The sequence below is a fragment of the Caulobacter sp. GW821-FHT11E10 genome (assembly GCF_058808375.1).
The window spans coordinates 1-21,344 of the sequence record NZ_JBXARP010000006.1 but is presented as its reverse complement, the minus strand read 5'-3'; the positions used below and the strand labels follow the sequence as shown (position 1 = coordinate 21,344).

The following is a 21,344-nucleotide window of genomic DNA, read 5'->3' as shown; positions in this document are numbered from 1 at the left end:
GGAATGGGTAACGAACCCTTAAGGCCGCCCGCCCCAGGGTGCGAGGCAGATTGAACCAACTGGATTCGCATGTCGACGAGCGCCTGGACCAGCGTGCCTCATGACTCGCCGCCTCGCATGGCGGTGGTCGGCGCCGGCGCGCGCCCGCGTTACGCGCCCACCGATTTCGTGACCCTGCTGTGGCGCGAGCGGTTCCTGATGCTGGGCGTCTTCCTGATCATCGCGGCCCTGGGCTTCGCCTTCGCCCTGACGCTGAAGAAGAGCTACACGGCCGAATCGAGCCTGTTCGTTCGCCTGGGCCAGGAATACGTCTACGAACCTCGCGCCGGCGACGCCGGGCGTGGCGCCGTGCCGACCAATGACGAGGTCATCCAGTCGGAAGCCGAGATTCTGGGCAGCGGCGAGCTGCGCGAACGCGTGATCCGCAAGATCGGCTTCGCCAAGATCTTCCCGGATGCGGCGCAAAAGTACGCCAGCGCGACGCCCGAGGGGAAACGCAAGCTGATCGCCGAGGGCCGCGATTCGATCGGCAAGAACCTCAAGATCCAGACCGCGCCCGACAATTCGATCATCCGCCTGGGCTTCGAGCACAACGATCCCGAAGTCGCCGAGCGGGTGCTGAACACCCTGCTCGAGGAATATCTGATCTATCGCCGCAGCCTGCTGATCGGCGGCGACAACCGTGTCCTGGAACGCCAGCGCGACATCTTCGCGCAGAAGCTGGGTGAGGCCGACACCGCCTACCAATCGTTCCTGACCACCAACGACATCGGCGACTTCACCGCCCAGAAGGCCGCCCTGACCCAACTTCAGGCGCAGGTGGAGCAGCAGAAGTATCAGGTGGACGCCCAGCTGGGCGATCGCGTGAGCCGTTTGTCGGTCGTCGAGGCCGAACTGGGGCGCACGCCGGCGGAATCGGTGATGTATCGCGACGTCGACATGACGGCCGCCACGAAGCTCACTCAGCTGAAGCTGGACCGGGAAAACCTGATGGCGCGCTACACGCCGAACGCGGACCCGGTGAAAGAGATCAACGCCCAGATCGCTCAACTGGAGCAGGGCCTCGCCGCCGGCCGCGCGGCGGGCGAAGGCGCGCGCCGGAGCGGCCCTAATCCGATCTGGCAGACCCTGACGACCACCCGCAACGACCTGCGGGCCGAGGTCGCCGCCCTGCAGCAGACCCAGCTGGCCTATGCCCAACAGATCCAGGACGTGAACGACCGCCTGCTGCGCCTGGCCGGGCTGGAGCCGCAGTTCAACGAGCTGACCCGCGACCGTGACGTGCTCTCGACCAACGTCCGCGACTTCACGGTCAAGGAACAGCAGGACGAGGCCCAGCGTCAGATGTCGGCCGATGGCAGCGACAATATCCGCATCGTCCAGCGCGCCGTGGCTCCGTCGACCGGGAAGAGCCTGAAGAAGCCCGTCCTGGCGCTGGCGATCATGTTCGGGGCCTTCTCGGCCCTCTGTGTCGGGCTGGTGCGCATGTTCCTGCGGCCGGGCCTGCAGACGCCGGCCTCAGCCTCGCGCACCCTGGGCATGCCTGTGCTGGCCACGGCCGGGGTCAAGCGGTGAGCGCTTTCGTCGCCTTTCGTCGACAAGGTTAATATCGCAAGTTGCGAGCCTCTGAGTGCGCGGCGATTCGGTAATGGTGGATTTGAACGTCGAGATGACGGAGTTGTGGGGGGCGCTGGGAGCGCCACCCGTCGGCCGTCCGCACGTCATCCAGTTCGTTTCCGCGCGACGCGGCGAGGGGACCTCGACGGTCGCTCGCGAGTTCGCCCGCTTCGCCTCGCGTCGCGCCGGGCGCAAGACCTGGCTGATCGACCTGGATCTGGCCAACCCCAGCCAATTGCGTGAACTGACCGCCGACCCGAACCGTTTCGGACCGCTGGGCCCGCCGGTCGCGGCCTCGCCCGACGGATCGGCCTTCTTCACCGTCCAGCCGCCCGCGCCCCGGGCCGAGGGTGGTGTTTGGCCGGACTCGAAGTTCCTGGTCGGCCACAGCGTCGGCGGACCGCGCCTGTGGGTCGCGCGTTTCAATCGCGAAGCCCTGCGCGGCCGCCAGCAAGCCCATGTCATTCCGTCGGCTGACTATTGGCGCGCGTTGCGCAAGCACGCCGAGGTCATCGTCGTCGACTGCCCCTCGATTGATCGCTCCCAGGCCGGGCCCACCATCGCCCAGCACATGGACCAGACGGTGCTGGTCGTCGCCGCCGATCAGCCCGACGTGCGCCAGCCGGCGATGCTGCGGGACGCCATCTCGGCAGCCGGCGGTCGCTGCGCGGGCATGTTCTTCAACCGCGTCACGGTGCAGCCGCCCGCCTTCCTGAAGGCGATCCTGCCGTGACGTGGGACATGCCGAGGGAAGGGGAGCGTGAGGCGCTCTCGCCCTCGATGCTGACCATGGCCGCGGCCGTGATCATGCTGCTGATCTACACGGGTGGGTGGCAGTTGCCCCTGTTCGGCGAGGAAGCCGACGAGTCCGCTTCGGGCCTGCTGCGCGTGGCGTTCCTGCCCGCCTACGCCCTGGGCTTCTTTCTCGTCATGGGCCGGCCGTGGAACATGATCCGGGCCACGATCCGCCAGCCGTTTCTGATCATCCTGATGTGTGTCGTGGCGGCGTCGATCACCTGGTCGATCCAGCCCGATGTCTCGATCCGGCGCGGCTTCGCGGTCGCCTGCACGACGATCTCCGGACTGGCGCTGGCCAGCCGCTTCCGTTGGGTCGAGCTGGCGCGGGTCTTCTCGATCACCTTCTGTGTGCTGATCGTCGCCTGCTACATAGCCTGCATCGTCTTTCCCTCGGTCGGGATCATGACCGAGCTGTTCCCCGGCGCCTGGCGCGGCCTGTGGCTGGAGAAGAACTCGCTGGGCGGAATGATGGCCCTGGGCTGCTGCCTGCTCAGCGCAACCGCCCTGCTGGATAAACCTCGCGCGGGGCTTTGGGTCTCGTTCGCGGTTCTGGCGGTCGGCCTAGTTCTGATGTCGCAGTCCAAGACCTCGCTGGCCTCGCTGCTGCTGGGCCTGATGGCGCTGGGCTTTGTCTGGATCTGCCAGCGCGGTCCGGCCTATGGCGCGGCGGCGACCTGGGTCGGGGTGACCGGCTTCGTGATGCTGGCGATGTTCATCGTCTTCGCCTCGGACGTCTTCTTCGCGATCCTCGGCAAGGACGCCACCCTGACCGGCCGCACCCAGATCTGGACGGCTGCGATGCGTCAGATCGAGCAGCGGCCGTGGCTGGGCTACGGTTATGCGGCGGTGTGGAGCGACAAGTCCGGCTGGGGGCCGCTGGCCTGGGTCGTTCACGACGCCAAGTTCACGCCCCAGCACGCCCACAACTCGTGGATCGAGCAGCTGATCGGCATCGGCGTCGTTGGGCTGGTGGCCTGGGGCTTCTTCTACCTGCAGACCATGGCCGTGGCCTTGATCGCGGTGTTCCGCGAGCGGGGCGCGATGCTGGCGTTCCCGTTCCTGATCGTCTTCACCCTGGTCAGCCTGACCGAGAGCATCGCCGTGGTTTACAACGACTTCCGCTGGGCGGTGTTCGTGGCCCTGGCGGCGAAGCTGGCCTTCTCGGACCGCGCCCAGGCCGAGGGCTAGAGCCCGATCCGTTTCGCCCCTTCGGCCACGGTGACGACGTCGAAGCCTTCCGCCACCGCCCGATCGATCAGCCGCTCCAGCGCGCCCGTGGTGCAGCCCCATTGCGAGGGCTCGGTGGCCACGTCGTGCGTGAAGAGGATCAGCCAGGCCTTGCGAGCCTTGGCCTTGTCCAGCCAACCGTTGGCGACCGCCTCGCCGTCCTCGCCCTCTATGCCCACGGCCGGGGCCTGGTTGAGGTCCGCGCCGTCGGCGATCAGGCCGTGGTGCAGGGCGCGCAGGGTCTTGAAGCGTCCGGCCAGGGCCGTCTTGGCCGGCGCGCCGACGTCGCCATAAGGATAGGCGAAGCTGACGGGATCGCCGGCCCCCCAGGCCGCGAGGCTTTCGGCGTTCTGGTCGACATCGGCCAGGGTCGTCGTTCGGGACGACTGGCCGCAGTCCAGGTGCGAGAAGGTGTGGCAGGCGATCTCGTGGCCGGCCTCGTGGAGACGGCGCGCATCGTCGCCGGTGGCGAAGCGACCCATCGGGCCGTCACGGCCAGCCAGACCGGCGGCGAAGTAATAGGTGCCGCGCAAGCCTCGGGCTTCCAGCGCCAGGGCGCCGGCTTCACAGGCCGTGGCGGGCGCGTCGTCGAAGCTGAATGAGACCATCGGGCGTTCCAGCGCCACCTTGGCCGGGCGGCGATAGGCCAGACGGATCAGCCGCCGGCGCAGCTTGCCCTTCAGGGTGCGGTCGGGCTCGTAGGCGTCGACCTTCTCGAATTCGACCTGCATCAGACGGCCTCGATATAGAGCGCGGCGCGATAGAGCCGCATGGCGAACGCGCGAAGGGAAACGGGAGCGGCCTCGGCCAGGGCGATGCGCTTGAGCAGAGGACGCCAGACGTCCCGCATGGGGAACGGCTTCAAGGCCTTGGCGACCTTGTAGCTGGGATAGGCGCTGACGATGTCGCGGTGACTGGCGACCACGCGCGCGAAGTTGGCCGCCGACTGCTCGTACTTGGCGGCCATGGTCGGGGCGGCGTCGAGGCCAAGGTGGGTGGCGGTGTTGTCGATGTGCAAGATCGGATGCCGGCGAACGACCCGCATCGCCCATTCCACGTCCTCCCAACCCCAGCCCGAGAAACCTTCGTCGAAGCCGATGGTCTCGAAGACGTCGCGGCGGACCAGCAGGTTGGAGGTGAAGACGTGCTTTTCCGGCGCCTTGGCGCGCTCGGGGGCCGGGGTGCAGTCGCTGCGCAAGGCCATGGCCCGATGCAGGGCGTGTTCTGGCCTCAGAGGCGTCTGGTCCAGGGTGAAGCCGCCGAAAGCCACCGGCGTGCCGCTGTCGGCCACCGCTGCCCAGCGACCTAGGAAGTCTTGGGTGTCGGGCAGCATGTCGCTGTCCAGGAACAGGAAGTGGCCGCCGCGCGCGTGACTGGCCAGCCGGTTGCGGCCCTTGGCGCGACCTTCGTTGCTGGACAGGCGCACGAAGCGGATCGGGACGCGCATTTTCTCGACCCGACGGGCGATGCGCTCGGCGAGAGCGTCGTCGCCGCCGCCGTCGTCCAGGACCACGATCTCGGCGCCCGCGCTGGGATCGTCCAGGGCCTTGAGCAGGGCGACGGGGTCGTCGCGGAAGGTCGGGATCAGGACCGACAGCCGCGGCTGGGCCTGGGCCCAGGCGGCGTTCTCGATGCGGATTTCGGTGATGGGCATGGTCATAGGGCCGGCGCCCTCCGACGGAGGATCAGGGAAAGTTTGCCGCGCAAGCCGCCGACGTCGAGGCCAAGGACCAGCACGCCATAAACCAGGGCGCCGACGCCGGCCTTCAGGACCAGCTCGGTGACGCCGCCTGGAGCGGGCAGGGCTCGGACACAGAGGACCATGACCAGGCTGGCGCCGCCGGCCTTGGCCAGGATGCCCCAAGGGATCGGCAGGGGACAGGCGCGACGGCCCAGGGCCCAGGCGGCCACGGCGCCGAGGCCGTAGCTGATAGTCGTCGCCCACAGAGCGCCGTCCAGGCCTACCATCGGGATCAGGACCAGGTTCAGGATCACATTGGCCGCCGCCGGCGCGATCATACTGGCGATCAGCAGCGTCGTGCGACGCGCCAGAGTGAAGGCCTGCAGCAGGTAGTAGGTGGTCACGCCCGACAGCCAGCCGCTGGCGGCGATCCAGGGCGTCACGTGGCTGGCGCCCTCGCGCAGGGCTTCACCGACCATCAGATCCGCCAGCGGGCGGGCGACCAGGGCCAGGCCCACGGCGGCGGGCAGGGTCAGCAGGATCATGAAACCGGCCTGTTCGCGGGCGGCCTCGGTCAGGGCGGGCTGGCCGCCACGCTCGAGCGCCGAGATCAGAGCGGGCGCCCCGGCCATGCCGAGCCAGATGAAGACCACGTCCAGGGTGCGGCTGCCGAGCGAATAGCCGGCGTGGTAGACGCCGACGGTCGCCTCGTCGAGAAATGCGCCCAGCAGCAGGCGGTCGGTGCTGGCCAGCACCAGGGCCAGGATCAGCGACAGGGAAACCGGGAGGCCGTAGGCCGCGTAGGTCTTGGCCAGGGCCTTGTCGAAGCGGCCGCCGACCATGTGCTTGAGCTCGCCCGGCAGGACCAACGCCATGCTCAGCGCTGAGATCAGGCCCACGCCCAGGATCGGCGCGGCGCCGCCGAGGCCAGCGAGGGCGAGGCCCAGGCCGAGCGCGAAGCCGCCTGCCGTCTGAGCTATGGTCAGCAGCGCCGCGCCCGAGACCTCCCCGGCGGCGCGGCGGCGCTCCTGCGCCAGCTTCATCAGGCTGTTGGCCAGGGTCGAGCCCAGGGCGGCGATCACGGCGATCTTCAGGGGCGGGTTCAGCGGCAGCAGCGCCACCACGGCGCAGACCGCGGGCACCGCAACGGCGGCCGCGATCCAGAGGCGATAGAGCGTGGCGAAGTGGTCGGCGACCCGTCCGTCTTCCGTCCGCGTCGCCAGGAAGCGGGCCATGGCGGCCTCGGTCCAGGTCAGCAACACCGTCTGGGTCAGGCTGCCGACCGAGAAGGCGAGGGCGTAGACGCCGTATTGCGCCGGATCCAGCATGCGCGTGAACAGGACGATGGTGAGCAAGCCCACCACGCCCTGCACGATATTGACCGGCAGATAGCCGAGAACCCCGCGCCAGAACATCGCCGGCCGCCTAGCGCACCGCCGACCGATCCCCCAGCAGGCAGGGGATCGTCATGGCGATGACATAGAGGTCCAGCCACAGTGACTGGCGCTCGATATATTCGACGTCGAGGGCCACACGCAGGCGGACGCTCTCGGGCGTATCGACCGGGCCGCGCGAGCCCTTGATGGCGGCCCAGCCGGTCAGGCCGGGTTTCATGCGGTGACGGTGGGCGTATTGGGCGACCAGCTTGGCGGACTCGACGCCGCCGGTCTTCATGCCGATGGCGTGCGGGCGAGGACCGACGATCGACATCTCGCCGCGCAGCACGTTGAACAGCTGCGGCAGCTCGTCCAGGCTGGTCTTGCGGATGAACTTGCCGACCTTGGTGACGCGGTCGTCGTTGGCCGAGACTTGGCGCGCGGCGGTGGCGTCAGCCATCTCGTGGCGCATCGAGCGGAACTTCCAGACGAGGATTTCCTCGTTGTTGAAGCCGTGGCGACGCTGGCGGAAGAAGATCGGGCCGGGGCTGTCCAACTTCACGGCGATGGCGACGGCGATCATGATCGGGCCGGCGACGACCAGGCCCGCACAGGTGACGACCAGGTCCTGGGCGCGCTTGACCCAGGCATGGCGCGCGCCGGTGGCGGCGCCCGACAGCTCGTTTTCACCGCCGGCGGCGATACGGGCCAGGGCGGCGTCGTCTTCGGCGGGGCCTCCGACGTCGATGAAAAGGTTCAGCGGGTTGGGCAGGATCCCCAGCTTCTCGACCAGCTGGCGCACCCGCGCCTGGGCGGTGGACTGCACCGCGATCACCACGCGATCGACATACGGCATGATGCGATGGTCGAGCAAAGCGGCGGTGTCGCCCAGCACGGGCACTCCGCCGATGTTTTCGGGCGCGCGATCCAGGCGGTCGTCGAACACCCCCAGCACATTGACCTCGCCGGTGCGCATGGCCGCGCGGATCAGGCGCTCGGCGTTGGCCGTGGCGCCGACCACGACGATGTTGGGCGTCAGCCGGCCTTGATGGCGGCCGGTCGCGATGATCGTCCACCAGAGGGCATGCAGCGTGGCGAAGGCGGCCGTGGCGGTCGCCAGGGTCCAGAGTGTCGTCGCGTCCGAATGACCGGACGTCAGGACGACAGCGGCCGCGCCGAGGGCGGCGGCGGCGAGCGCGAGCGCGACACGGCCTAGATGGCGGGCGAAGTCCTGCCTGCGGGGAAAGGCGTAGGCGTCGAGGGCGCGCAGGGCGATCAGGACGGTGATCGCCCAGACGCCGGCCGCGATCGGATGGCCCTCGATCGTCACCGCCACCGCGAGAATCGCCGCGACCAGGATGTCGACCCCGCGGAATGTGCGAGCCAGGACCCGCGCCTCGACGCGCGCCCGAGAGGGGATCAGCTGACCAGGACGGAACGGACCACGCCGGGCGCGACCAGGATCACCGCCGCCTGTCGCGCGCGGCGAGGCGGCCGCCGGAGCGACGAAAGCGACGGTGGATTCGGCGTTGGCGGCGGATGGGGGCGCGGTACGCATGGCGCTCGACTTTGAGAAAACCATGTTCAACTTAGCGTGGCCGTCTGAGCGCCGCGTTAACGGCGAGATTTTCCTTACATCGCCGTTGTCATGTCGAAGCGAACAGGCTATCGAACCGCTCCCTCTCAGGAGGAGACGTGGCCGAGAGGCTGAAGGCACCGCTTTGCTAAAGCGGCATACCTCAAAAGGGTATCGAGGGTTCGAATCCCTCCGTCTCCGCCACCCCCTCAATGCATTGATTTAATTGTAAAATCGCAACGAGGTCGCTTTTCGGGCGATCGAGCGGCGGTTCTTCCCTGCGTCGTGAGCGAGCGCCGGAAGAGGCCGGGGCTTTTCTGTCCCACCCTGGACCCCGAACTGCCTGCCTAGGGCTATGGAGCGCCGCTCCCTGCGCCTAGCCAGACCAGGCGGGGGCGGACTTCGGTTTCTCTTCTTGCGCCGCGCGGGGCGCCAACGGCCTGGGCCCCAGCCCGGGACCTTCACCTCGTTGACCAGAATCGGGGCGTCGCTTGCCGCGCCATCACGGATGCCGTCGTTTCGACATCCGGCCTATTTGGTAGATAAATTGGTCGACCATTTCGGCATCGCTGAAGGGTAGGCCTGTATTTGAAATTGATCGAGATAGATGGCCCCTTTGAGTCGTAGGCGCCGGGCGGGTAGGCCTGAGGTTTCGGGCCATCGGGGTCGCGAGAGGCGCTTCCATCGCTAAAATTGGCTGACCACTTGGCCGAGCAATCAGCTGGCCAAATGGTTGACAATGTGCCGCCAATCGGCAAGCCTCTCTGTAAACCCGCGTATCGACGGGTCGTAGGAGGGGAAACCGATGATCCACCAGCCACGCCTGGCCCGACGCGCGCTTCGCGCGTCTCTCCTGTGCGGTATCGCTCTGCCGCTGACCACGATCGACGCTCACGCACAGGCGAGGCCCGCCGCGGAGGCGGTCGCGACCCAGAGTGTGGAGCAGGACAAGGGCGTAGCGACGGTCGAGGAAGTGGTCGTCACCGGGATTCGGCGCTCGCTGCAGAGCGCGCTCGTGGAAAAGCGCGACGCCGACAATCTGGTGGAGGTGATCAAGGCCGAGGATATCGGCAAGCTTCCGGACCAGAATCTGGCCGAGGTCCTGGAGAATGTCACCGGCATCCAGATTACCCGCGAGGCTGGCGTCGGCAACGCCGTCCAGATCCGGGGGACAGACGCCAACCGGGTCGAGATCAATGGCGTCTCGACGGTCGGCTCCGGTTCCGGCCGCTCCGGGATCAGCTTCGATGATCTCCCGGCGGCGCTGATCTCCTCCGTCGAGGTGACCAAGGTTTCAACCGCCCAGACGGTCGAGGGCTCGGTTGGCGGCACGATCAATCTGCGCACCATCCGGCCCCTCAGCCTGAATGGGCCCCTGATCGCGGCTCGGGCGCAAGGCGAGCGCAGCGACCTGTCTCGATCGACCTTGCCGCGGCTGTCGGGCACCCTTGGCGATCGGTGGGATACGCCCGTCGGCGAGATCGGCCTCGTCGTGAGCGGCAGCTATGCCCGGCAGGACGTCGCCAGTTTCAACCCTCGGGTCGATCGTGACGCCCTGGTGACGCCAGGCTCCAGCCCGAGCGCCAAATCCTTTCCGTTCCTGCGGATCCAGTTCTTCCAGCAGGGGCAGGAGAACTATGAGTATGAAACCTACAATGGCACGGCCGCGCTGGAGTGGAAGCCGACCGATAATCTGAGGCTCTATCTGGACAGCACGCTCAACAATCAGGAGCGCGCGCAACACAGCTACAGAGTTCAGATCTCCGGCGTTTCAGCCACGGGCGTGGTCGATACGACCAACAATACAGACTTCGAGACCGTCGACTTCGGAACGCTCGACGGCCCCGGCGGGCCGCTGGATCTTGGGTCCGTGCAGGCGGCGCTGGCCGGCACGATGGGCATCGCCGGCGTCACCGGGGCGGTGGTTGACCCGAACATGCGCACATCGAGCGACACCGGCTCACGCGTCACCAAAAGCCGTGTTCTGGATTTCGGCGCGGAGTGGCAGGCCAGCGACCGCCTGACGGTGCGCGCTGAAGCGGCGTTGTCGACGTCCAAGTCCCACTTCCCCAATTTCTCGACGACCCTGGACTTCATCAATCCAAGAGGGCCTCAGCCTGCCTTTGCCAGGAGCCTCGACAACGGCGTGCCGTTGGCCTTCGACCTGAGGAACGGCACGCTGCAATTTGGGATGGATCAAGCCAGCCCGTTCGCGCCGACGAAGGCGGAACTGCTGGATCCGAAGAACTACAAGCTTCAACAGGTCGCGCAAAACGACGACAGGGCCGACAACGAGGAGAAGGCCGCGCGCGCTGACCTCTCTTACGAGACGTCGCACATCCTGCCGTTTGTCGCCTCGATCGACGCGGGCTACCGCTGGAACAAGACGTCGGCGATCAAGGACGTCGTCACGAACAATGTGAGCTACACCAACACGACGACGGCCTGGAACCGACCGTCCGGAAACCTGTTCTCCGGCGTCCTGAGCCCCGGGCCGAACAACTTCAACGCGGCTGACGACCGGACGCTGTTCTTCCCGGACTTCCTGCTGATCGATCCCAACGCCTCCTTCAAGGATCCGGCCAAGGTCCTGGCCGCGCTCAATTCCGCGATCGTCGCGAGCAACAGCGCCAAGACGACCGGATCCGATCTCCCATCGCTGGCCGCGCCGACGGAGTCCGCCGCCGGCTATTTCAAGATCAGCGAAACCACGAACGCCCTCTACGTCCAAGCCAACATCAAGACCGAAATCGCCGGCGCGCCGGTGCGGGGCAATGCGGGCCTGCGCTGGGTCAGCACCAAGATCACCTCGATCGGCAACAACGTGTCGAGCGCTACATCGGCCACCCAGATCGTCGAGAACAGCTCGTACGACGTCTACCTGCCGCGCTTCAGCCTGGTGGTGGAGCCCTCCGAAAAGCTGCTCGTCCGCCTCGGCGCGGCGCGCGACATCCGCCGTCCGGACTTCGATAAGCTTTCGACGTCGCTGTCCTTCGGCACGGGCGCCAACACGCCGGTGGCCGTCGGCAATCCGAAGCTGGTGCCGGAGACCGTCTGGTCCTTCGACATCTCGGGCGAATACTATTTCGCGCCGTCGAGCCTGGTGAGCATCGGCCTGTTCCACAAGATCCGCGGCAATCTGTTCGCCGCGAGACAGGAAGACCCGGCGCCCAACCTGATCAACGGTCAGCTCAATATCGACATCACCCCGCCGTGCGAAAACGGCGGCATCTACAACCCCATCGCCAATCGCAACATCAACAGCCCGATACAGGGCGTTGGTATCTGCGTCCCGCTGAGCTCGACCTTCAACGTGCAGGGCGAGACGACGCAGTCGGGTATCGAGCTGGCCTTCCAGCACGACTTCTCGGCCTGGGAGGACCGGATCGGCTGGGCTTCGGGCTTTGGTGTCATCGGCAACGTCACCCTTCAGAAGTCGGGCGGCAATGCGAAGGAGTATCGCGCGGCGGATGGTCCGAGGACGATCTTCACCTTGCTGGGCAAGCCGAATTCCAAGGACTTGATCACGCTGACCAATCTGTCGAAGACCGCGTACAATGCGACGCTGTTCTATGACAAATACGGGCTCAATGCTCGGGTGCGTTACACTTGGCGCTCCAGCTACGTGTCCGACGACCCGTTCTACTTCGGCCTGCCGCTTATCAACGGCGCCCGAGGACAGCTCAACGCCAGCCTCAACTATGCCCTCGGCAATCGCTTCACCTTGGGCCTCGAGGGCGCCAATCTTCTTCGCGGCGACCAGGTGCAATACTGCGTGAACAACAAGGCGCTCCTGTGCTTCCAAGGGCTTACGGATCGCCGGATCACCGCCGGGCTAAGCATGCGCTTCTAGGCGTTGGTGCGACATCCCATGCGCGCGGCGAGGTCGATCCTACGCCGCGCGCACAGCGTTGTTCTCCGTCCCGATCGCGGCGGGCGAACCTATCGCGCCGAGCAGCCTGGGTCGGGTTTGGCGTCAGGCGGAATGAGCGTGATGCGATCGATGACCATCCCCTGCGACAGCCCATACAGCGCGACTGTGTGATTGCCCGCCGTGACCGATGGCGTCTCGATGATCGCGCTGGCGAGATTGTCCAGCACTTCGCAGGCCCAGCGCGGACCGCCGACCTTTCGTGCGAAATCCGCCGAGTGTTTCTCCCCGCCGTCAAAAGCGATCGCCGCCGACAGCGACGCCTGATCCGCCAGGGGGAAGGTGGGCAGTATGTCGACCCGCACCCGCCAGGCGCCGGGCCGATCGAGCTTGACCCGATAGGTGAGGGGCGTCGAAGCTCCTGACGCACGCATCGCGCCGGCGCCGCGACCCAGGCCTGGGACGAGCGTCCAGTCTTTTGTCGCGCCCCCCATCGGTGTGAAGTCCTCCGCTTCGATCACAAGACCTGGGCGCTGGGCGGCGTCTCCAGGCAGGCGCGGCGACCGCCCATCGGCGGGAGCTTCGGTCAGTCCGGGGGCGGGCAAGGCCAGGGGAGAGGTCCGAAAGCTCGGCCATAGCGGGTCGGCCGGCTCCTGCGCCATCAGGTGACGCCATTTACCGCCCGCCACCTCTTCGTTGTAGCGCCGGGTGAGCGCCGCGATCGTTTCATCCGCCTGGCGCGCGGCGAAGGCGTGGACGCGCGCCGCGTGCAGGTCGCTCTCCATCATCTTTCGATAGGCTTCAAGCTGGAGCACGCGGGTGTTGGCGAGCGCCGCGGCCTTGACCGGGTAGGCGACCAGTTCGAAGAACGCGTCCCGCTGTTCCGACGGGGTCAGGGCCTCGAGCTTAGAGACCTTGTCGGTCAGGGCGTCGAAGCGATCCAGCCGCGCCTGGGCTTCCTTGCTCGTCCAGCTGCTCATGCGCGGCCGTTCGCCAGGCAGCCACCACTGCAGGTGCTCGGGGCGGCGCTCGAAGTTGAGCTGATGGTGTTCGGCGAGGATCTGGCCGATTTCGAGGGCGTGGGCCGGGCCGAACTGTGTGGCGCTCCACTGCGTGAAGAAGGCCGGAAGCGTCTCGGCGGTCCAGCGTTCGTGGTCCCAGGCCATCTGCAGGAAGAAGTCCAGTGAGAGTTCGCCCGGCTTGATGTCGCCGACATTGGCGATCCAGAGCCTCCGCGCGCCCTGCTCATAGGCCTTCGACATCTCTTCCCAGATCAGGGCCGGAGGCGTGCTCGACAGCCAGAGGTACGACAGGGGCGCGCCGAGGTAGGACAGGTGGTAGTAGACGCCCGACCCGCCGGGCCGGGCCCTCTCGGCGGCGTTGGGCAGGCGGCGGATGTAGCCGAAGTTGTCGTCCGGCCAGACCAGGGTCACGTCCGGCGGCACGTTCAGGCCCGCGTCGTAGATATCCAGCACCTCCTTGTACGGCGTGAAGACCTGCGGGGCGCGCTCGATCCTGGGGTCGACGTGGGCGGCGATCATGGCGCGCTGGTCCACGAACACCTGCTCGAGCACCGCGCGCTTCTCCTCCACCGTCTTGGGTCCGACGATGCCGCTGTCGTGGATGCCGCGCATGCCCAGGGTGTAGATGTTCTCGAACTTGGCATTCAGGCGGACGCGCTCGTCCCAATAGGCCCGCACGCCGTCGCGGTTCTTGGTGTAATCGAAGGCGTCCGCGCCGGCTTTCCATTCGCCGACATTGTTGCGCAGCATCGGTTCGGCGTGGGACGAGCCCATGACGATGGCGTAGCGCGCGGCCAATGCGGCGTTCTCGGGGCGATTGTTGAAGGCGCCGCTGACCGCGTGCATGGCCGGCCACAGCGTGTTGGCCTTCAGGCGCAGCAGCAGCTGGAAGACGCGTTCGTAGGTCTTGGGTCCGATATCGCCGAGCTCGGGATCGAAGGTGCGCGCCGCCCAGGGATGCAGGCCCCAGTCCTCGTCGTTGATGAAGATCCCCCGGTACTTCACCGAGGGCGGGCCAAAGCGATGCGAGCCCTCGGGTGCGTAGAGGCTCGTCCGGACCTTGGCGGGCACGTCGGCCCACCAGTTCCACGGCGAAACGCCGACGGCCTGCGAAAGCTCGTAGACGCCATAGGCCGTGCCGCGCGGGTCGCTGCCCACGACGACAAGAGCCGAGCTCACGCCAGGCGCCGGAGCCGGAACCGTGGCGATGACATAGCTCTCCCAGGCGCCCTTCAGGTCGTGGGTTTTGAGTTTGCCGGTGGCGATCAGTCGGTCGATACGCGGGTCCGCGCCCAGCGTGCCGATCCAGATTTCGCTCGCGCCGATGGCGGGATCCTTGCCGCCCAGGATCGTGGGGCGCAGGCCGGTGACGGCGTGGAGGTCCTCGGCCAGGTCGTTCGCGGCGATGGCCACGACGGGATGAGCGCTCCGCTCGACCCGGATTTCAGCCACTTGGGCCCGGTCAGCGATGCGGGTGGCCCCGCGCGACGGCCTCTCTTCCAGTAGGGGGGCAGCCTGGGGACCAGCCTGAGCTTCAACCCAACACGTGGCGCTCGCGGTTGCGGCCAGCGCCGACAGCAAGGCGATGCGCACCAAGCGGCGGGCGTAGGACCGAAACGACATCAGGGCCGACCGAGCTTCGCGCCGGAAGGCGCTCCCATAAAATGAACAGTACATCCATCTTGTGGGAGCGCAATCGACGGGCGGTCGTTCTCACTTTAATAGCGGCGCCGCCTTCGTTCGCCGGCCGGTCGGCATTGCCCTCAATCCGTGGCTGTCGCGACGTGGCGTATCAGAGCGCTCATGTTGTTGATGTAGGTACCGGTCGAGATGCCGATCGGACCCGTAGGCTCGGTGAAGGGCGAGGTGTCCCAGGCGTCGCCAACCTGTCCCCGATCGACGAAGCCCGTGAGCGGAGTCGACGGACCGTCGCCTCGGTACGGATGGCTGGTCGTGCGCAGTTCCACGGGCCAGTAACCCTCGGCGTTCAGCCCCGAGACCAGGTTCGCCACGGTCGCCGCCCGGGAGGTGTCGATGTTGAGATCCGAGCCCGCCACGCGCACGACGACATAACGCGGCAGCAGACTGGGTCCGCCGCCTTTCAGCGGCGAGTTACGCGTGGCGACCTCGGGCGCGGTGGCGGCCAGGCGCTCATAGCGGGCCCGAAGGGCGGCGGTGTTGACGTGCTTCTCGGCCATCGCGCCGCGCATGTCGTAGTCGGCATGGTACTCGCCGTTCTGGGCGTTGGAGCCTCGCCGATGCACGGCGATGAAGCGATTGGTCCCTTCCTCGACATAGCGGAAGTGGTTGCGGCCGCCGCTCCAGGCCGCCTTCGGGGCCTCGACCTTGGTCAGCCAATCGATCGCTTCCGGCACGCGCGCCAGATATTTGCGATCCCCGGTCAGCTGATAGAAGTCCATCAGCTTGACCAGCGCCGCGCCCGTGGTGTGGGGCGAGATCGCGCGCGGCTCGTAGGTGCGGGCGGCGGCCGGCTTGAGATCGTCGGGAGTGTATTGCAAGGCGAAGCCGGGCGTCGGCGCCGGCTGCTGCAGCTTGATGTAGCAGTCCATGGCCCGCTGGATCGGCTCGCGCACCCGCTCCTCGCCGAGTTGCTGCAAGACCAGTAGGAGGAAATCGATGTTCTCCTCGGCCACTTCGTCGTTGAGGGTGACGTAGCCGGTGTAGTCGGGGCGGCCGTGGTTCTTGAATTCGGCCGCGCGGGGATAGCGCTGCGGCCATCCGCCGGACGGATACTGGGCGGCCAGGACGAAATCGATCGCTCGGTCCAGCGCGGCCTTGTAGCGAGCATCGCGCTTCTCGAGATAGAGCCGCAGCAACAGGCGCGCGCACTCGACCGTGGCATGGTCGTCGAAGGTGGCGTTGCCGTAGTAGTGCTGGAATTCCTCCAGGCGCCAGCCGTTCTTGCCGATGGTGGCGTACCAGCGTTTCAGCGAGGCTTCGCCCGCGAAGTCGATGATGTAGTTCCAGCCGCCCGAGGGGTGTTGTCCGCGTATCAGCGCCTCAGCGGCCTTCGCGGCGGCGTCGTAATAGAGCTCATCGCCGGTGGCGTGATAGGCGTCCAGGAAGATCTGGCCCATCTCGGGCGTGCCCGGGGCCTGGGTCCAGATCATGGAGGGGGAGGCCTCCATCTCGCCCCAGCGGCGCGACATGTCCGCCAGGTAGCTCCAGACATAGCCGCCTTCGACCGCGACTTTCTCGGTCATGAACCGGGTCGCCCTGCGCATGGCGTCGAGGACGTCAGAGCGATTGACCCCGGACGTCGCCTGGGCGTGAGCGCTCGAGGCTAGATTGATGGCGGCCAGGGCGGCGCCGGCGAGCCATTGGCGGCGGTCGAGCAAGGTGCACCTCGGGGGTCGAGTTGGAGCCGGTCGTGATCGACCCTTAACGCGCCTGATCCAGGCGGGCGAGCGACGATCACGTCGACGACCCCAAGCGTCACTTTATGGGTCAGATTCTCGCTAGGCGGGTGGTGTTGTCCTGAAAAGGCGACGGCTTCCTCCGGCGCGGCCGTTCGTTTTCATATCGAACCGATGCGGGCGATCGAATCCCGGGGAGGTGGCGAACGGGGGAGGGCGTCTTGGCTCATCTGATCGTCGCGAAGATCGTTGCAAGCTTTGCCTTTGGCGCGACACCCACTCGATGGCGAGCATCATTTATTTGATCACCGCTGCCCGTCCAAAGGCCAGTTAGAGGCAGAGTGCGCCGCGGCTGTTCGATCCGGAGACTTACCGGTGATTAGATTGAAAATGACCTGATCAAATGTGGTGCTATCGCCAGGGTTGAAGCTGGCGCGACCGATCCAGACTATGTCGCGCCACTACAGAAATAATGTCAGGTGACAATTTAAAGCGGTTCGATCCCGTTTTTGGGTTCTACAGAACATAACCAAGATAAGCGCACGTATATTGTTCCGCTATCCCGCATATGTTCGCCTATGTTGGGAAGGGATGAATTCTTTCGTCGGCATGTCGACTTTATTAACTATTAACTATCTGTAAATTTTAAGGATTGATTAACGACGCCTTCAGCGGCATAACGTCGATCGACTAAGCTTTGGCGTGAGCTGGGGCGGGGGTGTCACTGTGGTTCTGGGAAACCTGGAACGAGGCCGTTGAGGCCTGCCGTTTCGGGGGCCACGCGAAATCTCCCTCCCTTGCTTTCCGCGACCCGAATTTCCCGGCCCCAAGCCGGAGCTTCGCCGTCGTGGCACGGCCCTTGCCTAGGGTTGAGTACAACAGGGTCCCCGATGTCCCATTTTGGAACAGGGGATTTGGCGCCGGTGGGGCGCGGGTTAGCGCCCACTGCGCAGGTGGGAAAAGGGGATTAAGAGATGAGCGTTTCGATCACGAGCGTTACCGACAGCGTCAGCCCGAACACCGGTGTCCTGTCTTCCGGCGCAAGCACCAACGACACCACGCTTGCTTTTGTGGTCAATATTAACACCAACGGGTCCAACACGCGCACCTATGCGCTGTACGACGGCGGCTCCCTCATCGCCTCTCAAACCCTCTTCAACAACAACGGCGACTGGATCTTCACCGCGCCGGCGCTCTCGTCGGGCCTCCATAACCTGACCGTGAGAGAATATAGCGGAACCGGGACCGGCGGCACGCTGCTGAACACCACCGGCGCCTTCACGGTCACTGTCGACACGGCTGCGCCGGGCGCGCCTGTCATCACCAAGGCCGTCGACAACGTCGACGCCCTCACGGGTGACCTGATCGACGGCAACCTGACCAACGACCAGACGCCGACCTACCACGGCACCGGCGAAGTCGGCGCGACCATCACCCTGTACGAAGGCGCCACGGCGCGCGGCACGGGCACCGTCGCCGGCGACGGCACCTGGTCGATCACCACCAATGTTTCGCTGGCGGCTGGTTCGCACACCCTGACGGCCAAGGCGACCGACGCCGCCGGCAACGTCAGCGGCTCGTCCAACAGCTTCACGCTCGACATCGGCACCACGAACCCGACGGGTACGGTCTCGATCAGCAACGGCACCGACGACGCGGGCATCTATACCGGCACGATCAATGACAACGGCGTCAGCGACGACACCACCCTGACGCTGCATGGCACGTACGCCAACGGCAAGGCGGGTGACATGATCGGCGTGTACGACGGCAGCACGCTGCTCGGCTACACGATCTTCGAAGCGGGCAACACCTGGACGTTCACCACGCCCACGCTCTCTGAAGGCGACCACGACCTCTACGCCTACATCGTGAACTCGTACGGCGAGAAGGGCCCGGCCAGCGGCAAGTTCGACTATGAAGTCGACACCACCGGCCCCGGCGCCAACAACGTGTCGATCACCACGGTCGCCGACGACTTCGGCCCCAGCAAGGGCAATCTGAAGAGCGGCGACACGACCGACGACGCGAACCTGAAGGTCTCGGGCACCATCGATTGGAGCGTTGGCGGCCGTACGGTCGCGATCTACGATGGCTCGACCTTCCTCGGCACCGCCGGCACGGGTATTTTCAACGACAGCTGGAATTACACGACCTCGACGCTGGCGACGGGCACGCACACCCTGACCGCCTACCAAGTCGACGCCTCCGGCAACAAGAGCGCCTCGGGCAGCTCGTTCACCGTCACCGTCGGCGCCGGCGACACCACGGCTCCGGACGCCCCGGTGATCACGGGCGCCCAGGACGACTTCGCTCCGGTGACCGGCGCGGTCGCCAACGGCAGCTGGACCAACGACACCACCCCGACCCTGAGCGGGACCGCCGAGGCCAACTCGACCGTCGACATCTATGACGGCGCGACCAAGCTGGGCTCGGTGACGGCGAACGGCGCCGGCGCCTGGACCTACACGACCAGCGCCCTGTCGCAGGCGACCCACACCCTGACGGCCAAGGCCACGGACGCCGCCGGCAACACCAGCGTCGCCTCGGCGGGCTACGTGGTCAAGGTCGACACGACCGCTCCGACCACGCCGACGATCACCGGCGCCGAGGACAACGTCGCCCTGGCCACCGGCAACATCGCCAGCGGCGGCAAGAGCAACGACGCCTCGCTGCTGCTGAGCGGCGCGACCGAGGCCGGCTCGACCGTCGAGGTCTTCGACGGCGCGACCTCGCTGGGCCTGGCCACGGTGACCGGCTCGACCTGGACCTTCCAGACCACCGGCCTGTCGCAGACCGCCCACGGCTTCACCGTCAAGGCCACGGACGCGGCCGGCAACAACGCCACGTCGGGCGCCTACACGGTCACCGTCGACACCACGGCTCCGGTCGCCCCGGCGATCACGGGCGGCACGGACAATGTGGGCCCGGTGACGGGTCCGGTGGTCACGGGCGGCTGGACCAACGACAACCAGTTGGCCCTGGCCGGCACGGCCGAGGCCAACGCGACCGTCGAGATCTTTGACGGCGGGGCCCTGCTGGGCACGGTGTCGGCCGATGGCGCCGGCGCCTGGACCTACACGACCAGCACGCTCTCGGACGCCGCCCACACCCTGACCGCCAAGGCCACCGACGCGTCGGGCAACACCAGCGTTGCTTCGGCCGACTTCGTGGTCAATGTGGACACGGCCAAGCCGGCGACCCCGTCGATCACCGGCGTCCAGGACGACGCCGCGCCGGTCATGGGCGGTGTGTCGGACAACGGCTATACCAATGACACCAGCCTGCTGCTCAGCGGCTCGGCCGAGACGGGTTCGACCGTCGCCATCTATGACAACGGCTCCAAGGTGGCCGAAGTCGTCGCCACCAGCGGCGGCTGGTCGTACACGACCAGCGCTCTGAGCGACGCTCCGCACGTCTTCACCGTCACGGCCACGGACCTGGCCGGCAATGTCAGCGACGCTTCGGCCAGCCATACGGTCAATGTCGACACGGCCGCGCCGACGGGTACGACGATCACGGGCGGCCTGGATGATGTGGGCCCGGTGACGGGTTCGCTGAGCACGGGCGTCTGGACCAACGACAACCAGGTGGACCTGGCCGGCAAGGCCGAGGCCAATTCGAGCGTCAGCGTCTATGACGGCGCGACCCTGCTGGGCACGGTCACGGCCGACGCCTCGGGCGACTGGACCTACAAGACCACGGTCCTGTCGGACGCCACCCACACCCTGACCGCCAAGGCCACGGATGCGGCCGGCAATGTCAGCGCCGCCTCGGCCGACTTCGTGGTCAAGGTCGACACGGTCTCGCCGATCGCGCCGACCATCGCCACGGCGGGCGACAACACCGCCCCGGTGACGGGCAATGTCGCGACCAACGGCTGGACCAACGACACGACCCTGGACCTGGCCGGCACGGCCGAGGCCAACGCCACCGTCGACATCTATGACGGCGCGACCAAGCTGGGCACGGTGACGGCGGACGGCGCCGGCGCCTGGACCTACACGACCACGGCCCTGTCGGACGGCGACCACACCCTGACGGCCAAGGCCACGGACGCGGCGGGCAATGTCAGCGCGGCCTCGACCGACTACGTGGTCAGGGTCGACACGGTCTCGCCGACGGCTCCGGCGATCACCGGCGCGGTGGACGACGTGTCGCCGGTGACCGGTTCGGTCGCCAACGGCGGTCCGACCAACGACACCACCCCGACCCTGTCGGGCACAGCCGAAGCCAATGCGGTCGTGAAGATCTATGACGGCTTGACGCTGGTGGCCACGACCACGGCGAACGGCGCGGGCGCCTGGTCGGTGACGACCTCGGCCCTGAGCCAGGCGGTCCACACCCTGACGGCGACGGCCACGGACGCGGCTGGCAATGTCAGCGTGGCCTCGGCCGGCTACGTCCTGGCGGTGGACACCACCCCGCCGGTGGCCCCGACCCTGACCAGCGTGATCGACAACACCAACCCGCAAGCGGGCGTGGTGGCCAACAACGGCTTCAGCAACGACACCGAACTGGCCCTGAGCGGCATGGCCGAGGCCAACTCGACCGTCAGCGTCTATGACGGCGCCACCCTGCTGGGCACGACGACGGCCAACAACTCGGGCCTGTGGTCGTTCACGACCCCGACCCTGGCGACGGGCGCGCACAGCTTCTCGGCGACGGCCACGGACGCGGCGGGCAATGTCAGCACCGCCTCGGGGACCTACGGCGTCACCATCGACCTGGTGGCCCCGGACGCGCCGTCGATCACGGGCGTGGCCGACAATGTCGACCCGGTCAGCGGCGCTGTGGCC

At 66.9% G+C, this 21,344-nt stretch carries 11 protein-coding genes and 1 tRNA gene; 6 read left to right on the top strand and 6 right to left on the bottom strand.

From position 1 onward, the window contains the following. Positions 1-69: 69 nt before the first annotated feature. The 3 genes from AC1RRV_RS13195 to AC1RRV_RS13185 all read left to right on the top strand — a co-directional run bounded on the left by AC1RRV_RS13195 (position 70) and on the right by AC1RRV_RS13185 (position 3,603). On the top strand, positions 70-1,575 hold the full coding sequence (locus AC1RRV_RS13195) for a GumC family protein (RefSeq protein WP_492860118.1): 1,506 nt from the start codon (positions 70-72) through the stop codon (positions 1,573-1,575). Positions 1,576-1,648: 73 nt separating this feature from the next. Next, a complete protein-coding gene (locus AC1RRV_RS13190; protein ID WP_492860117.1) occupies positions 1,649-2,350 on the top strand; it encodes a P-loop NTPase family protein in 702 nt (233 codons plus the stop codon). An 8-nt stretch (positions 2,351-2,358) separates the two neighbouring features. Further along, positions 2,359-3,603 (top strand): O-antigen ligase family protein, encoded by a 1,245-nt coding sequence (locus AC1RRV_RS13185; protein ID WP_492860510.1) that lies wholly within the window; start codon positions 2,359-2,361, stop codon positions 3,601-3,603. On the opposite strand, the gene hfsH is transcribed toward AC1RRV_RS13185, so the two are convergent. From hfsH to hfsE, 4 genes are read right to left on the bottom strand one after another with little or no spacing between them, the layout of a single operon-like run. Continuing rightward, positions 3,600-4,373 carry an oligosaccharide deacetylase HfsH gene (hfsH, locus tag AC1RRV_RS13180; protein WP_492860116.1) on the bottom strand — a complete coding sequence of 258 codons (774 nt, stop codon included), beginning with the start codon at positions 4,371-4,373 and terminating at the stop codon, positions 3,600-3,602. The two genes, AC1RRV_RS13185 and hfsH, sit on opposite strands and share 4 nt — an antisense overlap. After that, entirely contained in the window at positions 4,373-5,302 is a 930-nt protein-coding gene (gene hfsG / locus AC1RRV_RS13175; RefSeq protein ID WP_492860115.1) for a polysaccharide biosynthesis protein HfsG, read from the bottom strand. The genes hfsH and hfsG overlap by 1 nt, the downstream gene beginning before the upstream one ends. Beyond that, entirely contained in the window at positions 5,299-6,738 is a 1,440-nt protein-coding gene (hfsF, locus tag AC1RRV_RS13170; protein WP_492860114.1) for a polysaccharide biosynthesis protein HfsF, read from the bottom strand. The genes hfsG and hfsF overlap by 4 nt, the downstream gene beginning before the upstream one ends. Positions 6,739-6,748: 10 nt before the next feature. Continuing rightward, on the bottom strand, positions 6,749-8,257 hold the full coding sequence (gene hfsE / locus AC1RRV_RS13165) for a polysaccharide biosynthesis protein HfsE (protein ID WP_492860113.1): 1,509 nt from the start codon (positions 8,255-8,257) through the stop codon (positions 6,749-6,751). 131 nt (positions 8,258-8,388) lie between these two features. Here hfsE and AC1RRV_RS13160 point away from each other — a divergent pair. Next, positions 8,389-8,479 (top strand) — tRNA-Ser (locus AC1RRV_RS13160). Positions 8,480-9,080: 601 nt separating this feature from the next. Continuing rightward, positions 9,081-12,128 carry a TonB-dependent receptor gene (locus tag AC1RRV_RS13155; RefSeq protein ID WP_492860112.1) on the top strand — a complete coding sequence of 1,016 codons (3,048 nt, stop codon included), beginning with the start codon at positions 9,081-9,083 and terminating at the stop codon, positions 12,126-12,128. Positions 12,129-12,217: 89 nt separating this feature from the next. Here the strand turns inward: AC1RRV_RS13155 and AC1RRV_RS13150 are convergent, their stop codons facing one another. Next, the gene (locus tag AC1RRV_RS13150; RefSeq protein ID WP_492860111.1) at positions 12,218-14,581 is read right to left on the bottom strand and encodes a glycosyl hydrolase 115 family protein; all 2,364 of its coding nucleotides are present in this window, start codon (positions 14,579-14,581) and stop codon (positions 12,218-12,220) included. A 350-nt stretch (positions 14,582-14,931) separates the two neighbouring features. After that, positions 14,932-16,527, bottom strand: a complete 1,596-nt coding sequence (locus AC1RRV_RS13145) for a pectate lyase (protein ID WP_492860110.1) — start codon at positions 16,525-16,527, stop codon at positions 14,932-14,934. A gap of 992 nt (positions 16,528-17,519) precedes the next feature. Here AC1RRV_RS13145 and AC1RRV_RS13140 point away from each other — a divergent pair. Beyond that, positions 17,520-21,344 (top strand): Ig-like domain-containing protein (locus AC1RRV_RS13140; protein WP_492860109.1); only part of this gene is annotated, 3,825 nt, incomplete at its 3' end.

Bases quoted from the DNA above. Each gene is read 5' to 3' on its own strand.
- hfsE (WP_492860113.1), bottom strand. From the start codon at position 8,257: ATGCGTACCGCGCCCCCATCCGCCGCCAACGCCGAATCCACCGTCGCT.
- hfsG (WP_492860115.1), bottom strand. From the start codon at position 5,302: ATGACCATGCCCATCACCGAAATCCGCATCGAGAACGCCGCCTGGGCC.
- AC1RRV_RS13190 (WP_492860117.1), top strand. From the start codon at position 1,649: ATGGTGGATTTGAACGTCGAGATGACGGAGTTGTGGGGGGCGCTGGGA.
- AC1RRV_RS13155 (WP_492860112.1), top strand. From the start codon at position 9,081: ATGATCCACCAGCCACGCCTGGCCCGACGCGCGCTTCGCGCGTCTCTC.
- hfsH (WP_492860116.1), bottom strand. From the start codon at position 4,373: ATGCAGGTCGAATTCGAGAAGGTCGACGCCTACGAGCCCGACCGCACC.
- AC1RRV_RS13195 (WP_492860118.1), top strand. From the start codon at position 70: ATGTCGACGAGCGCCTGGACCAGCGTGCCTCATGACTCGCCGCCTCGC.
- AC1RRV_RS13185 (WP_492860510.1), top strand. From the start codon at position 2,359: ATGCCGAGGGAAGGGGAGCGTGAGGCGCTCTCGCCCTCGATGCTGACC.
- hfsF (WP_492860114.1), bottom strand. From the start codon at position 6,738: ATGTTCTGGCGCGGGGTTCTCGGCTATCTGCCGGTCAATATCGTGCAG.